Source organism: Streptomyces cinnabarinus (assembly GCF_027270315.1).
Taxonomy (GTDB): Bacteria; Actinomycetota; Actinomycetes; order Streptomycetales; family Streptomycetaceae; genus Streptomyces; species Streptomyces cinnabarinus.
The window spans coordinates 2,115,807-2,137,937 of record NZ_CP114413.1; the positions used below are offsets into that span (position 1 = coordinate 2,115,807).

Sequence of the window (22,131 nt, forward strand, 5' to 3'; positions counted from 1 at the left end):
TCGGGAGAGTTGGTGGACATCGGTGACTCCTGTCTCGGTACTGCAAACATTGTAAAAACAAAAGGACCCCTGGTCCCAGCTGAACGCTGGTGACCAGGGGTCCTTCCCAAAGATTGTTCGGCGGCGTCCTACTCTCCCACAGGGTCCCCCCTGCAGTACCATCGGCGCTGTGAGGCTTAGCTTCCGGGTTCGAAATGTAACCGGGCGTTTCCCTCACGCTATGACCACCGAAACCCTAATGGTTTCGAGCGAACAAGCACACTCTGTAGTTATGCGTTCTGCTCAAACCGGCAACGGTCGTTGCCTCAGAACTAACACAGTGGACGCGAGCAACTGAGGACAAGCCCTCGGCCTATTAGTACCGGTCACCTCCACCCATTACTGGGCTTCCAGATCCGGCCTATCAACCCAGTCGTCTACTGGGAGCCTTACCCCATCAAGTGGGTGGGAATACTCATCTCGAAGCAGGCTTCCCGCTTAGATGCTTTCAGCGGTTATCCCTCCCGAACGTAGCCAACCAGCCATGCCCTTGGCAGAACAACTGGCACACCAGAGGTTCGTCCGTCCCGGTCCTCTCGTACTAGGGACAGCCCTTCTCAATATTCCTGCGCGCGCAGCGGATAGGGACCGAACTGTCTCACGACGTTCTAAACCCAGCTCGCGTACCGCTTTAATGGGCGAACAGCCCAACCCTTGGGACCGACTCCAGCCCCAGGATGCGACGAGCCGACATCGAGGTGCCAAACCATCCCGTCGATATGGACTCTTGGGGAAGATCAGCCTGTTATCCCCGGGGTACCTTTTATCCGTTGAGCGACGGCGCTTCCACAAGCCACCGCCGGATCACTAGTCCCGACTTTCGTCCCTGCTCGACCCGTCGGTCTCACAGTCAAGCTCCCTTGTGCACTTACACTCAACACCTGATTGCCAACCAGGCTGAGGGAACCTTTGGGCGCCTCCGTTACTCTTTAGGAGGCAACCGCCCCAGTTAAACTACCCATCAGACACTGTCCCTGATCCGGATCACGGACCCAGGTTAGACATCCAGCACGACCAGACTGGTATTTCAACGACGACTCACCGCGAACTGGCGTCCGCGTTTCAAAGTCTCCCAGCTATCCTACACAAGCCGAACCGAACACCAATATCAAACTGTAGTAAAGGTCCCGGGGTCTTTCCGTCCTGCTGCGCGAAACGAGCATCTTTACTCGTAGTGCAATTTCACCGGGCCTATGGTTGAGACAGTCGAGAAGTCGTTACGCCATTCGTGCAGGTCGGAACTTACCCGACAAGGAATTTCGCTACCTTAGGATGGTTATAGTTACCACCGCCGTTTACTGGCGCTTAAGTTCTCAGCTTCGCCCGACCGAAGTCGGACTAACCGGTCCCCTTAACGTTCCAGCACCGGGCAGGCGTCAGTCCGTATACATCGCCTTACGGCTTCGCACGGACCTGTGTTTTTAGTAAACAGTCGCTTCTCGCTGGTCTCTGCGGCCACACCCAGCTCGAGGAGCAAGTCCTCTCACCAGACATGGCCCCCCTTCTCCCGAAGTTACGGGGGCATTTTGCCGAGTTCCTTAACCATAGTTCACCCGAACGCCTCGGTATTCTCTACCTGACCACCTGAGTCGGTTTAGGGTACGGGCCGCCATGAAACTCGCTAGAGGCTTTTCTCGACAGCATAGGATCATCCACTTCACCACAATCGGCTCGGCATCAGGTCTCAGCCTCATGTGCGACGGATTTGCCTATCGCACGGCCTACACCCTTACCCCGGGACAACCACCGCCCGGGATGGACTACCTTCCTGCGTCACCCCATCACTCACCTACTACCAGCTCGGGTCACCGGCTCCACCACTCCCACCCACAGCAAAGCTGGGGGCAGGCGGCTTCACGGGCTTAGCATCACTGGATTCGATGTTTGACGCTTCACAGCGGGTACCGGAATATCAACCGGTTATCCATCGACTACGCCTGTCGGCCTCGCCTTAGGTCCCGACTTACCCTGGGCAGATCAGCTTGACCCAGGAACCCTTAGTCAATCGGCGCAAACGTTTCTCACGTTTGTATCGCTACTCATGCCTGCATTCTCACTCGTGAACCGTCCACAACTCGCTTCCGCGGCTGCTTCACCCGGCACACGACGCTCCCCTACCCATCACGATCCCCGTTGGGGGTACATATCGCAATGACACGACTTCGGCGGTACGCTTGAGCCCCGCTACATTGTCGGCGCGGAATCACTAGACCAGTGAGCTATTACGCACTCTTTCAAGGGTGGCTGCTTCTAAGCCAACCTCCTGGTTGTCTCTGCGACTCCACATCCTTTCCCACTTAGCGTACGCTTAGGGGCCTTAGTCGATGCTCTGGGCTGTTTCCCTCTCGACCATGGAGCTTATCCCCCACAGTCTCACTGCCGCGCTCTCACTTACCGGCATTCGGAGTTTGGCTAAGGTCAGTAACCCGGTAGGGCCCATCGCCTATCCAGTGCTCTACCTCCGGCAAGAAACACACGACGCTGCACCTAAATGCATTTCGGGGAGAACCAGCTATCACGGAGTTTGATTGGCCTTTCACCCCTAACCACAGGTCATCCCCCAGGTTTTCAACCCTGGTGGGTTCGGTCCTCCACGAAGTCTTACCTCCGCTTCAACCTGCCCATGGCTAGATCACTCCGCTTCGGGTCTTGAGCGCGCTACTATGTCGCCCTATTCGGACTCGCTTTCGCTACGGCTTCCCCACACGGGTTAACCTCGCAACACACCGCAAACTCGCAGGCTCATTCTTCAAAAGGCACGCAGTCACGAGACGAAGAGCAAGCTCTCCGTCCGACGCTCCCACGGCTTGTAGGCACACGGTTTCAGGTACTATTTCACTCCGCTCCCGCGGTACTTTTCACCATTCCCTCACGGTACTATCCGCTATCGGTCACCAGGGAATATTTAGGCTTAGCGGGTGGTCCCGCCAGATTCACACGGGATTTCTCGGGCCCCGTGCTACTTGGGTGTCTCTCAAGCAAGCCGCTGACGTTTCGACTACGGGGGTCTTACCCTCTACGCCGGACCTTTCGCATGTCCTTCGCCTACATCAACGGTTTCTGACTCGCCTCACAGCCGGCAGACTGTGAAAGAGAGATCCCACAACCCCCACGACGCAACCCCTGCCGGGTCTCACACGTCGTAGGTTTGGCCTCATCCAGTTTCGCTCGCCACTACTCCCGGAATCACGGTTGTTTTCTCTTCCTGCGGGTACTGAGATGTTTCACTTCCCCGCGTTCCCTCCACACTGCCTATGTGTTCAGCAGCGGGTGACAGCCCATGACGACTGCCGGGTTTCCCCATTCGGAAACCCCCGGATCAAAGCCTGGTTGACGACTCCCCGGGGACTATCGTGGCCTCCCACGTCCTTCATCGGTTCCTGGTGCCAAGGCATCCACCGTGCGCCCTTAAAAACTTGGCCACAGATGCTCGCGTCCACTGTGCAGTTCTCAAACAACGACCAGCCACCCATCACCCCGAACCCTTAACGGTCCGAGTGCACTGGGGCCGGCATCCGAAGACAGACCTTTACGGCCGTGCCCTCAGACACCCAACAGCGTGCCCGGCACACTCCCCGCTTCCCTCAACGTTCCACGCTCCGAAGAGCAGTACTGGAAGGAGAAGACGGTCAAGTGTGCCGAATAATCAACGTTCCACCCATGAGCAACCAGCACCGGACATTCGCCGATGTACTGGCCTCTGGACTGCCGAGGCAGCCTAGAAGTGCTCCTTAGAAAGGAGGTGATCCAGCCGCACCTTCCGGTACGGCTACCTTGTTACGACTTCGTCCCAATCGCCAGTCCCACCTTCGACAGCTCCCTCCCACAAGGGGTTGGGCCACCGGCTTCGGGTGTTACCGACTTTCGTGACGTGACGGGCGGTGTGTACAAGGCCCGGGAACGTATTCACCGCAGCAATGCTGATCTGCGATTACTAGCAACTCCAACTTCATGGGGTCGAGTTGCAGACCCCAATCCGAACTGAGACCGACTTTTTGAGATTCGCTCCACCTTGCGGTATCGCAGCTCATTGTATCGGCCATTGTAGCACGTGTGCAGCCCAAGACATAAGGGGCATGATGACTTGACGTCGTCCCCACCTTCCTCCGAGTTGACCCCGGCGGTCTCCTGTGAGTCCCCATCACCCCGAAGGGCATGCTGGCAACACAGAACAAGGGTTGCGCTCGTTGCGGGACTTAACCCAACATCTCACGACACGAGCTGACGACAGCCATGCACCACCTGTACACCGACCACAAGGGGGCGCCCATCTCTGGACGTTTCCGGTGTATGTCAAGCCTTGGTAAGGTTCTTCGCGTTGCGTCGAATTAAGCCACATGCTCCGCTGCTTGTGCGGGCCCCCGTCAATTCCTTTGAGTTTTAGCCTTGCGGCCGTACTCCCCAGGCGGGGAACTTAATGCGTTAGCTGCGGCACCGACGACGTGGAATGTCGCCAACACCTAGTTCCCACCGTTTACGGCGTGGACTACCAGGGTATCTAATCCTGTTCGCTCCCCACGCTTTCGCTCCTCAGCGTCAGTAATGGCCCAGAGATCCGCCTTCGCCACCGGTGTTCCTCCTGATATCTGCGCATTTCACCGCTACACCAGGAATTCCGATCTCCCCTACCACACTCTAGCTAGCCCGTATCGAATGCAGACTCGGGGTTAAGCCCCGAGCTTTCACACCCGACGTGACAAGCCGCCTACGAGCTCTTTACGCCCAATAATTCCGGACAACGCTTGCGCCCTACGTATTACCGCGGCTGCTGGCACGTAGTTAGCCGGCGCTTCTTCTGCAGGTACCGTCACTTTCGCTTCTTCCCTGCTGAAAGAGGTTTACAACCCGAAGGCCGTCATCCCTCACGCGGCGTCGCTGCATCAGGCTTTCGCCCATTGTGCAATATTCCCCACTGCTGCCTCCCGTAGGAGTCTGGGCCGTGTCTCAGTCCCAGTGTGGCCGGTCGCCCTCTCAGGCCGGCTACCCGTCGTCGCCTTGGTGAGCCATTACCTCACCAACAAGCTGATAGGCCGCGGGCTCATCCTTCACCGCCGGAGCTTTCGACCCTCACAGATGCCTGCGAGAGTGATATCCGGTATTAGACCCCGTTTCCAGGGCTTGTCCCAGAGTGAAGGGCAGATTGCCCACGTGTTACTCACCCGTTCGCCACTAATCCACCCCGAAGGGCTTCATCGTTCGACTTGCATGTGTTAAGCACGCCGCCAGCGTTCGTCCTGAGCCAGGATCAAACTCTCCGTGAATGTTTTCCCGTAATCGGGACGACACCACGAGAGCGGAACAGTCGGAGGAATAATCCGACCGTTCACAGCGTCCTCGCTGTGTTATTTCAAAGGAACCTCGTCCCGGTCGCGATGACCGGAGACGGGGTATCAACATATCTGGCGTTGATTTTTGGCACGCTGTTGAGTTCTCAAGGAACGGTCGCTTCCTTTGTACTCACCCTCTCGGGCTTTCCTCCGGGCTTCCCTTCGGTGTCTCCGACTCTATCAGATCCTTTCGGTTCCGATTCCCGGTCGGCGGGATTTGTCTTTTGGCCTCTCGGCCTTTCGACATTCACCACGCTAGCCGATTCCCCGCTCAACTCATAATCGAGTCGCTGCGCTTCCGAATTCAGGCATGCAGGCACGCCAAATTCGTTCCCGCGAAGGGAAATCGTAGGTAGTGGGTTGGCCGCTCCGGCTGCTGGCGATTGCCGTACCCGGTTCAGCGGCTCGGGCTACGTTACGCGCCTCCCATGGGCGCGTCAACTTGAGCGGCGCCTAGGGGCATGGGCCCGATAGGGGCTCACGGTGGGGTCGTTGGAGATCCAGTAACGCCAGGGATGGGCGTCGCCGTCGCCCCCGTCTCCGGACACTCCGGTGCGTGGACCGTTCCGTACCTGGTCAGCGGGGACCGGGGTGCCGGTCAGCATCCTCAACGGGGTCTCTCCGGTGGAGCAGGCGTCCGTGCCGTCGAGGGCGCGGTCCACGCCGAGAGCGGTCGCCAGGCGGGCCGGGCCTTTGGCCAGTTCCTTGTCATTTCGGGCCGAGAGTCGACGTTTACGCGCGAGCTCGGCGCCCTCCACGATCTCGCCGGCGCGCAGCAGGACCCCGCTCGCCGTGCCGTCGGGGCCGCACACCAGGTTCATGCAGTGCCACATGCCGTAGGTGAAGTAGACGTATACATGTCCGGGCGGACCGAACATCACGCTGTTGCGGGTCGTTCGGCCGCGATAGGCATGGGAGCCGGGGTCGTTCTGGCCGTCGTACGCCTCCACCTCCGTGAGGCGGAGGGAGATCGGACCGTCCGGGGTGGTCCGTACGAGGAGGCGGCCCAGGAGGTCGGGGGCTACTTCTAGGACGGGGCGGTCGAAGAAGTTCCTGGGGAGCGGCGTACGGTCGGGGGTCGCGATCATGCCGTCCGAGGGTAGTCCAGACGGGTGGCGGTCACGGGGTGGTCAGCGGCCCTTCCCCTTGCAAGGGTGAGGGCGCGGAACCGGCCACGTCCGGATCGCGTTTGTAGGGATCAAAGAGGCAGTGCAGTCGTAGAGGGAGAGTCATGGGGTTCAAGAAGCTGCTCGCGAGTCTGGGTGCCGGCGGGGCTTCGGTCGAGACCGTGCTGACCGAGATCAACGTCGTTCCGGGCGGTGTGGTCCAGGGTGAGGTGCGGATCCAGGGCGGGTCCGTCAGCCAGCAGATCGAGGCGCTCTCGGTCGGGCTCCAGGCCAAGGTCGAGGTCGAGAGCGGCGAGGAGGAGTACAAGCAGGACATCGAGTTCACCAAGGTGCGGCTCGGCGGCGCCTTCGAGCTCCAGGCCAACGCCGTGCACGCGGTGCCGTTCGGGCTTGAGATCCCGTGGGAGACGCCGGTCACGACGATCGACGGGCAGACGCTGCGCGGGATGCACATCGGTGTGACCACCGAGCTGGAGATCGCGCGTGCGGTGGACTCCGGTGACCTGGACCCGATCAATGTGCACCCGCTGCCGGCGCAGAAGGCGATCCTGGACGCGTTCATCCAGCTGGGCTTCCGCTTCAAGAGCGCGGACATGGAGCGCGGGCTGATCCGCGGTACGCGCCAGAAGCTGCCGTTCTACCAGGAGATCGAGTTCTTCCCGCCGCAGCAGTACCGCGGGATCAACCAGGTCGAGCTGAGCTTCGTGGCGGACCAGAACGCGATGGACGTCGTGCTGGAGATGGACAAGAAGCCGGGTCTGTTCAGCGAGGGCAGCGACACCTTCCGCTCCTTCCAGGTGGGCCTGAACGACTTCCAGGGCACCGACTGGGCGGCGTACCTCAACCAGTGGCTGTCCGAAGTCGGCAGCAAGCGCAACTGGTTCTAGGCTCGGAATCCACTGAACGATCCCGATCAGGAGGTACCGAGGTGACCGAGCTCAAGAGGCGGCCGCTCCCCCACGACTTCCATCCGCCCGTGCCGTCGTTCACGGTCACGAGTGAGGACGTCTCGGAGGGCGCGACCCTCAAGGACGCTCAGGTCTACGCGGCCGGGAACACCTCGCCGCAGCTGCGGTGGGAGGGCTTCCCGCCGGGGACCAAGAGCTTCGCCGTGACCTGCTACGACCCGGACGCCCCTACGGGCAGCGGGTTCTGGCACTGGGTCCTGTTCGACATCCCGGCCTCGGTGACCGAGCTGCCGGTGGGTGCGGGCAGCGGCAAGTTCGAGGGGCTGCCGGAGGGTGCGGTGCAGGCGCGCAACGACTACGGGTCGAAGGACTTCGGTGGTGCGGCGCCGCCCGCCGGGGACGGTCCGCACCGCTATGTGTTCACGGTGTACGCCGTGGACCAGGACAGGCTCGGTCCGGACTCGGACGCCTCGCCGGCGGTGGTCGGATTCAATCTGCGATTCCACGCGCTGGCGCGCGCCCAGCTCATCGGTGAGTACGAAGTGCCCGCCGAAGCCTGACGTTCATTGAACGTTTGCCCGCCCCCGGTCATGGAAGTGATCAGGGGCGGGCATTTTTTATTTCGTTGTCCATCTCGGCGTGCCCGGCCAGAGTTGATCCCAGCCCGCCAGGGGGTGGGCCGCTGCACATAGGAGGTGGGCTGGTCATGCGGGACACGCTGGTACTGAACGCGAGCTTTGAGCCGCTGTCGACGGTGACTTTGAACCGAGCCGTCGTTCTGGTGCTTCAGGACAAGGCCGTCGTCGAGCAGTCCCACCCCGAACTGCGTATGCGCGGAGCCGCGGTCGATATACCGGCGCCCCGGGTGATCAGGTTGTGCAGGTACGTACGGGTGCCGTTCCGAAGACGAGCGCCGTGGTCGAGGCGGGGTGTGCTGGTCAGGGACCGGCACCGGTGCGCGTACTGCGGTCGTCGGGCGACGACCGTGGACCATGTGGTGCCGCGGTCGCAGGGTGGTCAGGACACCTGGTTGAACACGGTGGCCTCTTGTGCGGAGGACAATCACCGCAAAGCGAATCGGACGCCTGTTGAGGCGGGGATGCCGTTGCTGCGGGAGCCGTTTGAGCCGACGCCGGCTGATGCGATGTTGCTGTCGTTGGGCGCGGAGGAGTTTTCTGCGCTGCCTGATTGGTTGGCTCGGGACGCGGCCTAGGCTTGTCGCGCAGTTCCCCGCGCCTCTGAGGAAGTTGGGGTCCGCCTTCTTGGAAGGCGGACCCCGTTGTCGTAACTAGTCGATGCTCGGCTTCTCCCGGCGCTCTGTGCCGGAGTTGCCGCCGCCTCCCGAACCGCCGCCCAGGGGGCCGAAGTTGCCCATCGCGCCGGAGAGGCCCTTGAGGGCGTCGCCGATTTCGCTGGGGACGATCCAGAGCTTGTTGGCGTCGCCCTCGGCGATCTTGGGGAGCATCTGGAGGTACTGGTAGGAGAGGAGCTTCTGGTCCGGGTCGCCTGCGTGGATCGCCTCGAAGACCGTGCGGACCGCCTGGGCCTCGCCCTCGGCGCGCAGGGCCGCTGCCTTGGCCTCGCCCTCGGCGCGCAGGATCTGGGACTGCTTCTCGCCCTCGGCGGTGAGGATGGCCGCCTGGCGCGTACCTTCCGCCGTGAGGATCGCGGCGCGCTTGTCGCGGTCGGCGCGCATCTGCTTCTCCATCGAGTCCTGGATGGAGGTGGGCGGTTCGATCGCCTTGAGTTCGACTCGGTTGACGCGGATGCCCCACTTGCCCGTCGCCTCGTCGAGGACGCCGCGCAGGGCCGCGTTGATCTCCTCGCGGGAGGTCAGGGTGCGCTCCAGGTCCATGCCGCCGATGATGTTGCGGAGCGTGGTGACCGTGAGCTGCTCGATCGCCTGGATGTAGCTGGCGACTTCGTAGGTGGCGGCGCGGGCGTCGGTCACCTGGTAGTAGATGACCGTGTCGATGTTCACGACCAGGTTGTCCTGGGTGATCACCGGCTGGGGCGGGAAGGGCACGACCTGCTCGCGCAGGTCGATGCGGTTGCGGATGGTGTCGATGAACGGGACCACGATGTTGAGGCCCGCGTTGAGAGTCCGCGTGTAGCGGCCGAAGCGCTCGACGATGGCCGCGCTCGCCTGCGGGATGACCTGGATCGTCTTGATCAGGGCGATGAAGACCAACACCACCAGAATGATCAGGACGATGATGACCGGTTCCATCGTCGTTCCCCGTACCCCTTCTCCGCTGCGGCAACTTCGGCAGATCTTATGCTTGTTGAAGATCTTGCCGGTCGAGTCTGACAGACCGTCGTGCGCCTCGGGGGCTGTTCCCCCCACTTACGTCGTGCGAGGTCACATGACGATCGCCGTGGCCCCTTCGATGTCCACCACGTCCACTGCCTGCCCCACTTCATATGCCTGGCCGCCGTCGAGGGCACGGGCCGACCAGACCTCCCCGGCGAGCTTGATCCGGCCGCCTGAGGCGTCCACCCGCTCCAGGACGACCGCCTGCTTGCCCTTCAACGCCTCGACCCCGGAGACGAGTTGGGGCCGCTGGGCGCGGTGCCGGGCGGCGAGGGGGCGTACGGCGAGGATCAGCGCGACCGAGACGGCGGCGAAGACCAGGACCTGAATGACGATTCCGGCACCGAGTCCGGCCACGCCCGCGGCGGCCAGGGCGCCGACTGCGAGCATGCCGAGTTCGGGCATCGCGGTGATGACGAGCGGGATTCCGAGTGCGGCCGCGCCGATGAGCCACCACACCCATGCGTCGATGTCGTTCACATGGTCATGGTAGGACCGCACAACCTGCCTGGGACAGGGCGCACTTCGGGTGGATCAGGACAGCGGCAGGCCCTGGGCGGTCCAGCGCTCGCCGACCTGCTCGACGACGAGGGGGAGGCCGAAGCACATGGAGAGGTTGCGGGAGGTGAGTTCGAGCTCCAGCGGACCGGCGGCGAGGACCTTGCCCTGACGGATCATCAGGACGTGGGTGAAGCCGGGGGCGATCTCCTCGACATGGTGGGTGACCATGATCATCGACGGGGCGATGGGGTCGCGGGCGAGGCGGCCGAGACGGCGTACGAGGTCCTCGCGGCCACCGAGGTCGAGGCCGGCGGCGGGCTCGTCGAGGAGGAGCAGCTCGGGGTCGGTCATCAGGGCGCGGGCGATGAGGGTGCGCTTGCGCTCGCCCTCGGAGAGGGTGCCGAACTTGCGGTCGAGGTACTCGCTCATGCCGAGGCGGTCGAGGAAGGCGCGGGCGCGCTGCTCGTCGACCTCGTCGTAGTCCTCGTGCCAGGTCGCGGTCATGCCGTACGCGGCGGTGAGCACCGTCTCCAGGACGGACTGGCGCTTGGGGAGCTTGTCGGCGATGGCGATGCCGGCCATGCCGATGCGCGGGCGCAGGTCGAAGACGTCGACCTTGCCGAGGGTGTCGCCGAGGATGGTGGCGGTGCCCTTGCTCGGGAAGAGGTAGCTGGAGGCGACGTTGAGGAGGGTGGTCTTGCCGGCGCCGTTGGGGCCGAGGATCACCCAGCGCTCGCCCTCCTTGACCGACCAGGAGACCTGGTCCACCAGAGCCCGGCCCTCACGGACCACGGATACGTCCTGAAGCTCCAGAACATCGCTCATGAGCGCGTTGTCTCCCCTTGCAGTGTGACCGGTCTCGGCGTCTCGGTGGTCGCGTGCGCGTCGGGGCGCACGCATGGGCGCACCCCTCCACGAAATCTACGCCACCGGTCGGGCGCTTCATTCCATCGGTCCGGTCCTTAGGGTGGAGGCATGCTCTCGGAACCGCGTTCAGGACGCCTCGCCGCTTGGGGAAACGCCCTTTTGGCCGGACTTGTGTCGCCGGATGACTGTGTGCACGCGATCGTCGGCGCTGATGCCGTGCACCGGGTGGAGGGACTGCCGGGCGAGTCCGGGCCGGTGGGGCTCACGTTGGGGCTCGGGCGGCTGCGGGCGCTCGGCGTGACAGGGCTGCGGGTCGCGTTGCCGGCGCCGGGGCATCCGCTGGGGCTGAGCGGGCCGCCGGAGTTCAATGCGCGGGCGATGGAGGCGGAGGAGGCCGTCGTCTGCCATGGGGCCGCGCTCGGGTTGGTGCCCGAGGTGTACTCGGCCGGGCCCGAGGGTGATGAGCATGTCGAGGTCGTCTGGCATGCGCTGCCGGTGCGGGAGGCGCCGCCCGCGGATGTGCCGTCGCTCGGGGAGGCTGAGCGGGAACTGGCGGAGGCCCTGCGGGAGGCGACCGAGGTGTTGTCCCGGTTGGATGTGGCCGGGTCGGGGCCGGTGGCCGAGGCGGCGATCGACGCGTACCGGGCGCGGGCCGAGCGGGGGCGGGAGGTGCTGGCGCCGGGGTATCCGCCTCGGGCGGTGCGGGTGCTGGAGTTGGCGCAGCGGGTGGGGATGCTGGTGTCGCTGGCGTCCGAGAACGGGCATGGGGCCGCGGTGACGTCCGGCGAGATGGCGGCGCGGGCCTCCGCGCTGCGGCCGGTGGAGCGGACGGCTCGGCGGGCGCAGGTGGCTGCGTACAACGCGTATGTGGAGGAAGGGGAGCGGGGGGTTCGTTGAACTTCGGTGCCAGGTGACCGGAGTCGGCGTGAACGTGCCTGACCGGCCTCCCGGGTGAACCCGGGAGGCCGGAAGTCGTAGAGCGACCTGGGTCAGTGGTTGACGCCCAGGTTGCCGAAGGCCGGGTTCAGGATGCCCACGACGTTCACGCTGTTGCCGACCGCGTTGACCGGGACGTGGATCGGGGCCTGGACGAGGTTGCCCGAGACGACACCCGGCGAGCCGACGGCCTGGCCGTCGGCGTGCGCGTCGGTGGCGGAGGCCATCCCGGCACCGGCGGCGATCAGTCCGCCGGCCACCATCGTCACAGCCGCTGCCTTCTTCAGGTTCTTCACTTTCTGAGCCCTCCCTAGCGTCTGCCGCGGCACTCGCCGCAGCACGCACTGGAGAACGCCGGAGATCCGCGGAGGATGCGCCATCCGGGGGACATTCCCACGACGGTATGAATCTCAGTCCGGAGCGGAACCCTCCGTATTGCCGAGCGCTTCGCTCTTATCCGGCCATACCGTGCCGCACCGCCCACAGCGCCGCCTGGGTGCGGTCCGCCAGGTCGAGCTTCATCAGGATGTTCGAGACATGGGTCTTCACCGTCTTCTCGGAGAGGACCAGCGCGCGGGCGATCTCCCGGTTGGAGCGGCCGTCGGCTATCAGCCCGAGCACCTCGCGCTCCCGCTCGGTCAGCGAACCGGCTCTGCCCTGGCTGGGCCCCGACTCCTCCTGGGACAGCAGCGCGCCCGCGACCTCGGGCTGGAGCAGGATGTGCCCGGCGTGCACGGAGCGGATGGCACCGGCCAGGGCGTCCGGGTCGACGTCCTTGTAGACGTAACCGGCGGCGCCCGCGCGCAGGGCCGGGACGACGGTGCGCTGTTCGGTGAAGCTGGTGACGATCAGCACCCGCGCGGGGTTGTTCAGCTCGCGGAGCCTGCGCAGGGCGTCGACGCCGTCCATGCCGGGCATCTTGATGTCCATCAGCACGACGTCCGGCTTGAGTTCCTCGGTGCGGGCGACTCCCTCCGTGCCGTCGGCCGCCTCGCCCACCACCTCGATGTCGTCCTGCACTTCGAGGAAGGTGCGCAGGCCCCGGCGGACGACCTGGTGGTCGTCGACGAGCAGCACCTTGATCGGGTCAGCCACCGGGAACCTCCATCTCGATCGTGGTGCCCTTGCCGGGCGCCGATTCCACGGTCAGTGTGCCGCCGACCCCGTCGGCCCGGTCCCGCATGGAGACGAGGCCGAGATGGCGTCCGGCGCGGCGCACGGTCTTCGGGTCGAAGCCGCAGCCGTTGTCCATGACCCGCAGCACGGCTCCGGTGCCGCTGCGGTGCAGGGCCACGTCGACGGCGTCCGCGCCGGAGTGGCGCAGCGCGTTGTGCAGGGCCTCCTGGGCGACGCGCAGCAGGGCTTCCTCCTGGGCTGCGGGCAGCGCCCGCACTCCCCGGCCGTCGAAGGACACGCGCGCGCCGTGGGCGCGGTCGAGGACCTGGACGTGGGTGCGCAGGGTGGCGACCAGACCGTCCTCGTCGAGAGCCGCGGGGCGCAGCTCGACGACGGCGGCGCGCAGTTCGTCCGCGGCCTCCGCGGCGAGCACCGCGACCTGCTGGAGCTCGCCCTTGGCGCGGGACGGGTCGCGGTCGACGAGGGCGGCGGCGGCCTGTGCGGTCAGGCGCAGCGAGAACAGCTTCTGGCTGACCGCGTCGTGCAGTTCATGGGCCAGCCGGGAGCGCTCCTCGGCGATGGTCAGCTCCCGGCTGCGCTCGTACAGGCGGGCGTTGGTCAGGGCGATGGCCGCGTGCTGGGCGAGGAGCGCGAGCAGCTCCTCGTCCTGCTGGTCGAAGCCGCAGGTGCCTTCCGGCTTGGAGCAGTTCTTGTTGGCGAGGAACAGCGCGCCGATGATCTCGTCGCCGTCGCGGATCGGCAGGCCCAGGAAGTCGGACATCTCGGGGTGGGCCGACGGCCAGCCCTCGAAGCGGGGGTCCTTGCGGACGTCGGCGAGCCGCTCGGGCCTGGCCTCGTGGAGCATGGCCGCGAGGATGCCGTGCTGGCGCGGGAGCGGACCGATGGCCTTCCACTGCTCGTCGCTGACACCGTCGACCACGAACTGGGCGAAGCCGCCGTGGTCGTCCGGGACGCCGAGGGCGGCGTACTGCGCGTCAAGCAGCTCGCGGGCCGAGGCGACGATCGTCTTGAGGACGTCGCGCACCTCCAGATGCCTGCTCATGGCCAGCAGCGCGGAGCTCACCGCCGCCAGACCGGACCCTCGATCTTGATTCATGTGCTCACGGTACCGGCGGGGTGTGACAGCGCGGATCGGACCTGTGGCCGCCCCCGCCTAGGCCCGTGGGCCTAGGGCTGAGGTCCCCGGGCGCAGGCCCCCCGCCGAAGGGACCCGGCGCTTCGGGACTCCCGTCCGAGGCGGGGCCGGCGGGCCCGTTCCTACGTTGAAGGCACATCGAGGACGAGGGAGAACGTGTCATGCCGGTAGCGATCATCACGGGGGCCTCGAAGGGGCTGGGGCGGGCGCTGGCCGAGGCGCTGGCCGCGCGGGGCTGGGATCTGGTGCTGGACGCCAGGACCGAGGAGGTACTGAAGGAGGCGGCAGCGGCGGTCTCCGGGCACGGCACGCGCGTGGAGGCGCTGCCCGGCGATGTCACGGACCCCGGGCACCGGGCCGCGCTGGTGGCGGCGGCCTGGAAGCTGGGCGGCGTCGATCTGCTGGTGCACAACGCGAGTGCGCTGGGCGCCGAGCCGCTCGTACGCCTGGAGGAGCTGCCGCTGGAGGGGCTGCGGCGGGCGCTGGAGGTGAACGCGGTCGCCGCGCTGGGCCTGGTCCAGGAGGCGCTGCCGCTGCTGCGGGCGGCCCCGGCCGGGGCGGTCGTCACCGTCAGTTCGGACGCGGCGGCCGAGGCGTACGGGACGTGGGGCGGGTACGGGGCCTCCAAGGCGGCCCTGGACCAGCTGGCGGCGGTACTGGGTGTGGAGGAGCCGGGGCTGCGGGTCTGGGCGGTGGACCCGGGGGACATGGCCACGGACCTGTACGCCGCCGCCGTACCGGAGGACGACGGGCCGCGGCCGACGCCGGGGAGTGTGGTGCCGGGGTTCCTGCGGTTGCTGGCGGAGCGGCCCGCGAGCGGGCGGTACGGGGCGCCGGCGCTGTCGGAGGGAGGGCGATGACGCTGGCGCTGCGGGTGCCCGAGGAGCTGTCGGCCCGGGTGCCGGCCGAGCAGCGTGGGCCGGGGCTCGGGCGGGACTCCGTACGGCTGCTGGTGTCGCGGGGGACGGAGGTGGCGCATCACGCGTTCCGGGAGCTGCCCGGGTTGCTGCGGGCCGGGGACCTGCTGGTGGTGAACACCTCGCCGACGCTGGCGGCCGCCGTGGACGGGGAGATCGGGCACGCGCGTGTGGTGGTGCACTTCTCCACGCGCGGGGACGACGGGCGGTGGGCGGTGGAGCTGCGGGACCCGGACGGGAGGGGCACCACACGCGCGCGTGCGGGCGGGCCCGCCGGTACAGGGGTGCGGTTGCCCGGTGGTGTACGGCTGGAGCTGGAGGAGCCGCTGAGTGCGGGCGGTGAGCGGCTGTGGTGGGCTCGGGCGTCCGGGCCGGCGGTGCTGGGGATGCTGCGGGAGTACGGGCGGCCCATCCGCTACTCCTATACGGAGCGCGATCAGCCGCTGTCGGCGTACCAAACGGTGTTCGCGCTGGAGTCGGCGGACGGGGCGGGCAGTGCGGAGATGCCGAGCGCGGCGCGGCCCTTCACGGCGCGGATGGTGGCGGAGCTGGTGAGCCGGGGGGTGCAGTTCGCGCCGGTCACGCTGCACACCGGGGTGGCCTCGGCGGAGGCGCACGAGCCGCCGTATCCGGAGCGGTTCGCAGTGCCGGAGGTCTCGGCGCGGCTGATCAACGCCGTCAGGGCGGGTGACGGCCGGGTGATCGCGGTGGGGACGACGGCCGTGCGGGCCGTGGAGTCGGCGGCCGGTGCCGACGGGACGGTACGCGCGCGTGCGGGGTGGACGGATCTGGTGGTGACGCCCGGGCGCGGGGTGCGGGTGGTGGACGGGCTGCTGACCGGGCTGCACGAGCCGGAGGCCTCGCATCTGCTGATGCTGGAGGCGGTGGCGGGGCGGGCGGCGGTCGGCCGTGGGTACGAGGAGGCGCTGCGCGGGCGCTACCTGTGGCACGAGTTCGGGGACCTGCATCTCCTCCTTCCGGCGGAGGGCCCTCACACAGAGCATTGCTCCAGCAACTGCTGGTAAGGCCGCAGGGGGGCCGATGTGAGGCCGCGCATAGGACCCAGGTCACGTACGAAGGTGCATAGGAGATAAAGAGTCCCTATGTGAGCGGGAAAGACCTTCCTGTCTGTCCCGATTTGCCCTCACCCGCTCCACTATCGGGGATCGTACGTCACATCTTTGCCTGGCAATTTTGCGGCCGCTAAGAATGGCTCTCGTCGCTCAGCGCCGCGGGTTCCCCCCGCGGCGTTTGTGCCGGAAGCACCCGTGTCCCCCGGGACAGCGAGCGACCTCCGCGCCAATCAAAGAGGTCCACCCCGCCATGCCCCAGAACAGCCGTTATCGCCGCACGCTGACCAAGCACCACAAGATCGCGATCACCGGTGTAGCCGCGCTCGGCGCCGCCGCCATCGCCTTCTCCGCCGTTCCGGGCAACGCGCAGACCACCACTGCCGAGCCCGCCACGGGCAAGGTCGCCTACAGCTCGCAGCAGATCAAGGACGTCAAGGCCAGCGTCACCGACCAGCTCGCGAGCGCCAGCCTCAAGGCCGAGGCCGTCGCGGCCAAGAAGAAGGCCGCCGCCGAGGCCGCCGCGAAGGCCGCCGCGCAGAAGAAGGCCGAGGCCGCGAAGAAGGCCGCCGCCCAGGCCGCCGCGAAGAAGAAGGCCGAGCAGGCGCGCAAGGCCAAGGAGGCCGCGAGCCGCTCCGCCGCCCGCGCCCAGGTCAAGAAGGTCGTGAAGAAGACCTACGCGAACAACCTCGACGGCTGGATCAAGGAAGCCCTCGACATCATGGACAAGCACAACATTCCGGGCACCTACAACGGCCTGTACCGGAACATCATGCGTGAGTCCTCGGGCAACCCGAACGCCATCAACAACTGGGACATCAACGCCCAGAACGGCGTCCCGTCGATCGGTCTGCTCCAGGTCATCAAGCCGACCTTCAACGCGTACCACGTCGCGGGCACCGCCTGGAGCCAGTACGACCCGGTCGCCAACCTGACCGCCGCCGCCAACTACGCGGCCGACCGGTACGGCTCGATCGACAACGTCAACAGCGCGTACTGAGGGCCTGGCGCGGACCTCGTACGAACGCCGAAGGGCGGCACCTCCTGACGGGTGCCGCCCTTCGGGGTGTCCGGGACCTACTTGCGCATGACCTCGGGCTCGTGGCGGCGCAGGAAGCGGGCCACGAAGATGCCGCAGATCACGCCGAGCACGATCAGGGCGGCCATGTCCATGCCCCAGGCGCCGACCGTGTGCTCCCACAGCGGGTCGTTGCTGTCGCCCTTGGCCGGCGGACTGATCTTGTTGAAGTCGAGCGTGGCACCCGCGGCGGCGACCGCCCAGCGCGACGGCATCAGGTACGACAGCTCGTTCACGCCGACCGAGTTGGCCAGGGGGAACAGGCAGCCGGTGAAGACGACCTGGACGATCGCGAACATGACCAGCAGCGGCATGGTCTTCTCGGCGGTCTTCACCAGGGCCGAGATGATCAGGCCGAACATCATCGCGGTGAAGCCCAGCGCCATGATCGGAATGCACAGCTCCAGCAGGATCTGGCTGCCGAGGACCAGGCCCTCGTCCGGGATGGTGCGGCTGGAGAAGCCGATGACACCGACCATCAGGCCCTGGAGCACGGTGATCAGGCCGAGCACGAACACCTTGGACATCAGGTAGGCGGACCGGGACAGGCCGGTCGCGCGCTCCCGCTCGTAGATGACCCGTTCCTTGATCAACTCACGGACGGAGTTGGCGGCACCGGCGAAACATGCGCCCACCGCGAGGATCAGCAGGACCGTGAGCGCCGTGCCGTTGGCGACCGGCTGGCCGGTGCTCGGGTTGATCTCCGTGTTGACCAGGAGATCCTTGCCCGAGTCGATGAGCAGGCTCACCGAGCCGAGGACCAGCGGCAGGATGATCGACAGGGCCAGGAAGCCCTTGTCGGACGCGATGACCGAGACATAGCGGCGCACCAGCGTGCCGAACTGCGACATCCAGCCCTGTGGCTTGGGCGGCCTCATCGCCTGCATGGGCGGCATCTGTACGGACTGCGGAGCGATCGCGTCGATGTCCGCGGCGTACATCTGGTAGTGCTGGGAGCCCTTCCAGCGCCCGGCCCAGTCGTAGTCGCGGTAGTTCTCGAAGGCGGAGAAGACATCGGCCCAGGTGTCGTAGCCGAAGAAGTTCAGCGCCTCCTCCGGCGGACCGAAGTACGCCACGGCGCCGCCCGGCGCCATCACCAGGAGCTTGTCGCAGATCGCCAGCTCGGCCACCGAGTGGGTGACGACGAGGACCGTACGGCCGTCGTCGGCGAGGCCGCGCAGCAGCTGCATGACATCGCGGTCCATGCCCGGGTCGAGGCCGGAGGTGGGCTCGTCCAGGAAGATCAGCGACGGCTTGGTGAGCAGCTCCAGGGCGACCGAGACACGCTTGCGCTGGCCACCGGAGAGGGAGGTGACCTTCTTCTCCTTGTGGATGTCCAGCTTCAGCTCGCGCAGCACCTCGTCGATGCGGGCCTCGCGCTCCTGTGCCGTGGTGTCGGCGGGGAAGCGCAGCTTGGCCGCGTACTTGAGGGCCTTCTTGACGGTCAGCTCCTTGTGCAGGATGTCGTCCTGCGGGACCAGACCGATGCGCTGCCGCAGCTCGGCGAACTGCTTGTACAGGTTCCGGTTGTCGTAGAGGACATCGCCCTGGTTGGCGGGGCGGTAGCCGGTGAGCGCCTTGAGCAGCGTCGACTTTCCGGAGCCGGACGGGCCGATGACCGCGATCAGGGACTTCTCGGGGACCCCGAAGGAGACGTCCTTGAGGATCTGCTTGCCGCCGTCGACCGTGACGGTCAGATGGCGGGCCGAGAAGGAGACCTCACCGGTGTCGACGAACTCCTCGAGCCGGTCGCCGACGATCCGGAAGGTGGAGTGACCGACGCCGACGATGTCGGCGGGGCCGAGCAGCTGCGAGCCGCCCTTGGCGATCGGCTGGCCGTTGACGTACGTGCCGTTGTGCGAGCCGAGGTCGCGGATCTCCATACGGCCGTCGGGCGTCGAGTGGAACTCGGCGTGGTGCCGGGAGACCTGGAGGTCGGAGACGACCAGCTCGTTCTCCAGGGCACGGCCGATGCGCATGACGCGGCCGATGGCGAACTGGTGGAACGTGGTCGGGCTGCGGTCGCCGTAGACCGGCGGCGCCCCCGCGCCGACGCCGGGGCCCTGTTGCTGGGGGATGTTGTGCGCGGCCTGCTGCGGCTGCTGCCATTCGGCCTGCTGGTGCGGGGCCTGCTGTTGCGGCGCCTGCTGGGCCCAGCCCGGGTTCGCGCCCTGCGCGGCGTACGGCTGCTGCTGGGGCTGCTGCTGCTTCGTGACGGAGGCCGCGGAGCCCGAGAGGCTCACGCGCGGGCCGTCGGTCGCGTTGCCCAGGTGCACGGCCGAGCCGGGGCCGATCTCCAGGTGGTGGATCCGCTGGCCCGCCACGAACGTGCCGTTCGTCGAGCCGTGGTCCTCGATGGCCCAACTGTGGCCGCTCCAGCTGATCGTGGCGTGCCGCCACGAGACCCTGGCGTCGTCCAGCACGATGTCACCCTGCGGATCACGACCGAGGGTGTATGTCCTGGACGGATCGAGCGTCCAGGTTTGTCCATTCAATTCCAGTACGAGTTCCGGCACTCCATGCCCCACTGAGTAGTCCCCCGAGTTACGCCCCATCACAGGGAGTCTAGGGATGTCGAACATCGTCGGGAACTATTTCAGGCTCGGCCCCCTGACCGAAAGTCGGGCCTTGTGAAGACCACGCGCACACGCGTCGACTGGTTCCGTTGACGGGGTTGAAACCGGCCCGGAGAGTGGTAATCCACGCGAGGGGGACATGCGCGGCGAGTTCGCCGCTCGCGGATCGGGGGGTCTGCCATGAGGGCGTCCGGGAACATCGAGCGTACGAAGGTGCCATGGGTCGATGTCCTGCTGTCCGCGGTCGCCGCGGTGAGTTGGGCGCTGATCGGCATGGCGGGCACGGCCGCGCTGGGCCTGCATCTGCTGGCGGCCGACTCGGCGGGCTCACTCGGCCCGATGACCGCGGCGGTGGTGGCGCTCGGGGCGGGTGGTTCGGTCACCCCGTCGGGCGACGTGTCCGCTTTTGGACTCACGGGCGCGGAGGCGACGACGGCCATCGAGATCACGCCACTGGGCGTGAGCCTGGTCGGCGCGCTGCTGCTGTCGTGGTTCTTCCTACGGTCCCTGCGCACGGCGGGAGTTGTCATCGCGCCGGCCGAACTCCTCGCGCGGGCGGGCGCGGTGGTCGCGCTGTTCGTGGCGATGCTCGGCGGTCTGGCCTGGGCGGGGCACGACGTCATCACCATCGACGGCGGCTCGCTCGGGCTCGACGACCTGCCCGGCGGAGGCGGCGGGGGCGGCGGCGTCGAGATCCCGGGGCTCGGTGACATCGGGGACATCGGGGGGCTGCTGCCCGACCAGATCGGCGACCTGATCGACGCCGAGGCGGCGGTCGGCTTCACCGTCGACACGGCGGCGACGCTGCTCGGCGGGCTGTGCTGGTCGGCCGGGATCCTGCTGATCGCCCTGCTGGCCTCGCGGCGCACTCCCCTGCCGGCCGGCTGGACGGCCGTGCACCGCGTGGTGCGGCCCGCCGTGTCCGCCCTCGTCGGCGTGCTGCTGATGGCGGTCCTCGCGGGGTTCGCGGCGGCGGCGTACGCGCTGATCGGCGACGACAACCCCAAGCGCATCGCGGGCGCCGCGCTGCTGGGGGCGCCGAACGGGGTCTGGCTCGGTATCCCGATCGGCCTGTTCGTGCCGTGGGACGGCGAGGCGAGCGGTCCGCTGACGCAGTTCCTGCCCGATCCGCTGGACGACCTGCTGGTCGACTCCGACCGTGCCGTGACGCTGGGGCGGCTAGCGGAGCTGGACGGCCGGGTGTGGCTGCTGGGGGTCGCGGCGGCGGTGATGATGCTGCTGGCGGGCGTCCTCACGGCCGTACGGACCCCGGTGGAGTCCGGCACCCTCGGCTTCGCCGGGCGGTGCGCGCTGCGGCTGGGCATCGTGACCGCGCTCGCGCTGCCGCTGCTGGGGTGGCTGACGGAGGTGTCGGTGGACGCCTCCCTCGCGGTCCTCGGGGTCGACGCGTTCGACGCGGGCGTCGAGTTGCACGGGCAGCTCGGGATGGCGCTGGTCCTCGGCGCCCTGTGGGGTGCGGCCGCGGGAGCCGCGGGCGCGCTCCTCGCCAGGACGACCGGGGCGGCGGGGCAGGGGGCGGCGGCCTTGGCACTGGGTGACGTGGCGAGGGGGGCCGCACGGGCGGACGGTGCGCGCCGGGAGACCGGTGTTGCGGAGGCCGGTGCCGCGGAGGCGGGTGGGCTTCCTTCGCGGCCTCCCGGGGTTCCCGGCCGGCCGGCGGCGCGCGGATCCGGCCCCTACGCCCCCGGTACGCCGTACCGGCCGCCCAATCCCGATACGAACCCCTACCTCCGGGTGCCCGAGGAGTTGCGCGAGCCGGAGGACGCGCGGTCGCCGGGCTCGGAGGCGTCGTCCGCCGATGAACCGGGCCGCGACGACAGCGATGTGTACGGGGCTCCCACCATGGTCCGGCCGATGGACCCGCCGCCCCGGTCGCCGCGCAGGTCACCGGGTGCGCGGCCCGGTCGCGGGGCCGGTCGCGGGGCTTCGGAGGGGCCGGGCGAGGGGCCGCCGCCGCCCCCGCCCCCACCGCCTCCCGCTCCGTCGCGGGGCCCCAAGGGGCGCGGCTGAGGCACCCGGCCGAGGCACCCGGCCGAGGCACCCGGCCGAGGCACCCGACCGGGACACGCGGGGCATCGTGATCGTCCCGTAAGGCCCGCGCCACCGGGCCGACACCCAGTGTTCCCTGTCCGCTAGGCGGACCTCAGGGGCGGTAGGCACTGGGTGCCGGATACGGTG

16 protein-coding genes and 3 rRNA genes are annotated in these 22,131 nt (G+C 67.1%); 8 read left to right on the plus strand and 11 right to left on the minus strand.

Annotated elements, in window-relative coordinates:
- Positions 1–115 precede the first annotated feature (115 nt).
- From rrf to STRCI_RS09535, 4 genes are all read right to left on the minus strand, one after another.
- Positions 116–232, minus strand: a 5S ribosomal RNA gene (gene rrf / locus STRCI_RS09520).
- Between the two features lie 103 nt (positions 233–335).
- A 23S ribosomal RNA gene (locus STRCI_RS09525) occupies positions 336–3,461 on the minus strand.
- Positions 3,462–3,774: 313 nt separating this feature from the next.
- Positions 3,775–5,300: ribosomal RNA gene (locus STRCI_RS09530) — 16S ribosomal RNA — on the minus strand.
- Together the 16S, 23S and 5S rRNA genes form the textbook arrangement of a ribosomal RNA operon.
- Positions 5,301–5,803: 503 nt before the next feature.
- On the minus strand, positions 5,804–6,454 hold the full coding sequence (locus STRCI_RS09535) for a DNA-3-methyladenine glycosylase (protein ID WP_269658428.1): 651 nt from the start codon (positions 6,452–6,454) through the stop codon (positions 5,804–5,806).
- A 143-nt stretch (positions 6,455–6,597) separates the two neighbouring features.
- Between STRCI_RS09535 and STRCI_RS09540 the strand changes: the two genes are divergently transcribed.
- From STRCI_RS09540 to STRCI_RS09550, 3 genes are all read left to right on the plus strand, one after another.
- Positions 6,598–7,380, plus strand: coding sequence for a sporulation protein (locus STRCI_RS09540; RefSeq protein ID WP_269658430.1), 783 nt, complete (start codon positions 6,598–6,600; stop codon positions 7,378–7,380).
- Positions 7,381–7,421: 41 nt separating this feature from the next.
- Positions 7,422–7,961 (plus strand): YbhB/YbcL family Raf kinase inhibitor-like protein, encoded by a 540-nt coding sequence (locus STRCI_RS09545; protein WP_269658431.1) that lies wholly within the window; start codon positions 7,422–7,424, stop codon positions 7,959–7,961.
- A gap of 146 nt (positions 7,962–8,107) precedes the next feature.
- The gene (locus STRCI_RS09550; RefSeq protein ID WP_269658432.1) at positions 8,108–8,614 is read left to right on the plus strand and encodes an HNH endonuclease; all 507 of its coding nucleotides are present in this window, start codon (positions 8,108–8,110) and stop codon (positions 8,612–8,614) included.
- 75 nt (positions 8,615–8,689) lie between these two features.
- Here STRCI_RS09550 and STRCI_RS09555 read toward each other — a convergent pair whose 3' ends face one another.
- From STRCI_RS09555 to STRCI_RS09565, 3 genes are all read right to left on the minus strand, one after another.
- Positions 8,690–9,631 carry an SPFH domain-containing protein gene (locus STRCI_RS09555; RefSeq protein ID WP_269658433.1) on the minus strand — a complete coding sequence of 314 codons (942 nt, stop codon included), beginning with the start codon at positions 9,629–9,631 and terminating at the stop codon, positions 8,690–8,692.
- Positions 9,632–9,763: 132 nt separating this feature from the next.
- Positions 9,764–10,195: an NfeD family protein gene (locus STRCI_RS09560; RefSeq protein ID WP_269658434.1), complete on the minus strand. Its 432-nt coding sequence runs from the start codon at positions 10,193–10,195 to the stop codon at positions 9,764–9,766.
- 54 nt (positions 10,196–10,249) lie between these two features.
- Positions 10,250–11,041: an ABC transporter ATP-binding protein gene (locus STRCI_RS09565; protein WP_269658435.1), complete on the minus strand. Its 792-nt coding sequence runs from the start codon at positions 11,039–11,041 to the stop codon at positions 10,250–10,252.
- A gap of 150 nt (positions 11,042–11,191) precedes the next feature.
- Between STRCI_RS09565 and STRCI_RS09570 the strand changes: the two genes are divergently transcribed.
- Positions 11,192–11,980, plus strand: a complete 789-nt coding sequence (locus tag STRCI_RS09570; protein ID WP_269658436.1) for a hypothetical protein — start codon at positions 11,192–11,194, stop codon at positions 11,978–11,980.
- A 92-nt stretch (positions 11,981–12,072) separates the two neighbouring features.
- On the opposite strand, the gene chpE is transcribed toward STRCI_RS09570, so the two are convergent.
- The 3 genes from chpE to STRCI_RS09585 form a co-directional block, all read right to left on the minus strand.
- Positions 12,073–12,315 carry a chaplin ChpE gene (chpE, locus tag STRCI_RS09575; RefSeq protein ID WP_269658437.1) on the minus strand — a complete coding sequence of 81 codons (243 nt, stop codon included), beginning with the start codon at positions 12,313–12,315 and terminating at the stop codon, positions 12,073–12,075.
- A 157-nt stretch (positions 12,316–12,472) separates the two neighbouring features.
- On the minus strand, positions 12,473–13,114 hold the full coding sequence (locus STRCI_RS09580) for a response regulator (RefSeq protein WP_269658438.1): 642 nt from the start codon (positions 13,112–13,114) through the stop codon (positions 12,473–12,475).
- The gene (locus STRCI_RS09585) at positions 13,107–14,252 is read right to left on the minus strand and encodes a GAF domain-containing sensor histidine kinase (RefSeq protein ID WP_269658439.1); all 1,146 of its coding nucleotides are present in this window, start codon (positions 14,250–14,252) and stop codon (positions 13,107–13,109) included. The genes STRCI_RS09580 and STRCI_RS09585 overlap by 8 nt, the downstream gene beginning before the upstream one ends.
- Before the next feature lie 200 nt (positions 14,253–14,452).
- Here STRCI_RS09585 and STRCI_RS09590 point away from each other — a divergent pair, with 200 nt between their 5' ends.
- From STRCI_RS09590 to STRCI_RS09600, 3 genes are all read left to right on the plus strand, one after another.
- Complete coding sequence (locus STRCI_RS09590; protein ID WP_269658440.1) at positions 14,453–15,151, plus strand: SDR family NAD(P)-dependent oxidoreductase; 699 nt, start codon at positions 14,453–14,455, stop codon at positions 15,149–15,151.
- Positions 15,148–16,233 (plus strand): S-adenosylmethionine:tRNA ribosyltransferase-isomerase, encoded by a 1,086-nt coding sequence (locus STRCI_RS09595; protein ID WP_269658441.1) that lies wholly within the window; start codon positions 15,148–15,150, stop codon positions 16,231–16,233. Before STRCI_RS09590 ends, STRCI_RS09595 begins: the two co-directional genes overlap by 4 nt.
- A 298-nt stretch (positions 16,234–16,531) precedes the next feature.
- The gene (locus tag STRCI_RS09600; protein WP_269658442.1) at positions 16,532–17,278 is read left to right on the plus strand and encodes a transglycosylase SLT domain-containing protein; all 747 of its coding nucleotides are present in this window, start codon (positions 16,532–16,534) and stop codon (positions 17,276–17,278) included.
- A 77-nt stretch (positions 17,279–17,355) separates the two neighbouring features.
- On the opposite strand, the gene STRCI_RS09605 is transcribed toward STRCI_RS09600, so the two are convergent.
- On the minus strand, positions 17,356–19,872 hold the full coding sequence (locus STRCI_RS09605) for an ABC transporter ATP-binding protein/permease (RefSeq protein ID WP_269658443.1): 2,517 nt from the start codon (positions 19,870–19,872) through the stop codon (positions 17,356–17,358).
- Positions 19,873–20,112: 240 nt separating this feature from the next.
- On the opposite strand from STRCI_RS09605, the gene STRCI_RS09610 reads away from it, so the two are divergent.
- The gene (locus tag STRCI_RS09610; RefSeq protein WP_269658444.1) at positions 20,113–21,963 is read left to right on the plus strand and encodes a streptophobe family protein; all 1,851 of its coding nucleotides are present in this window, start codon (positions 20,113–20,115) and stop codon (positions 21,961–21,963) included.
- Positions 21,964–22,131: the final 168 nt, after the last annotated feature.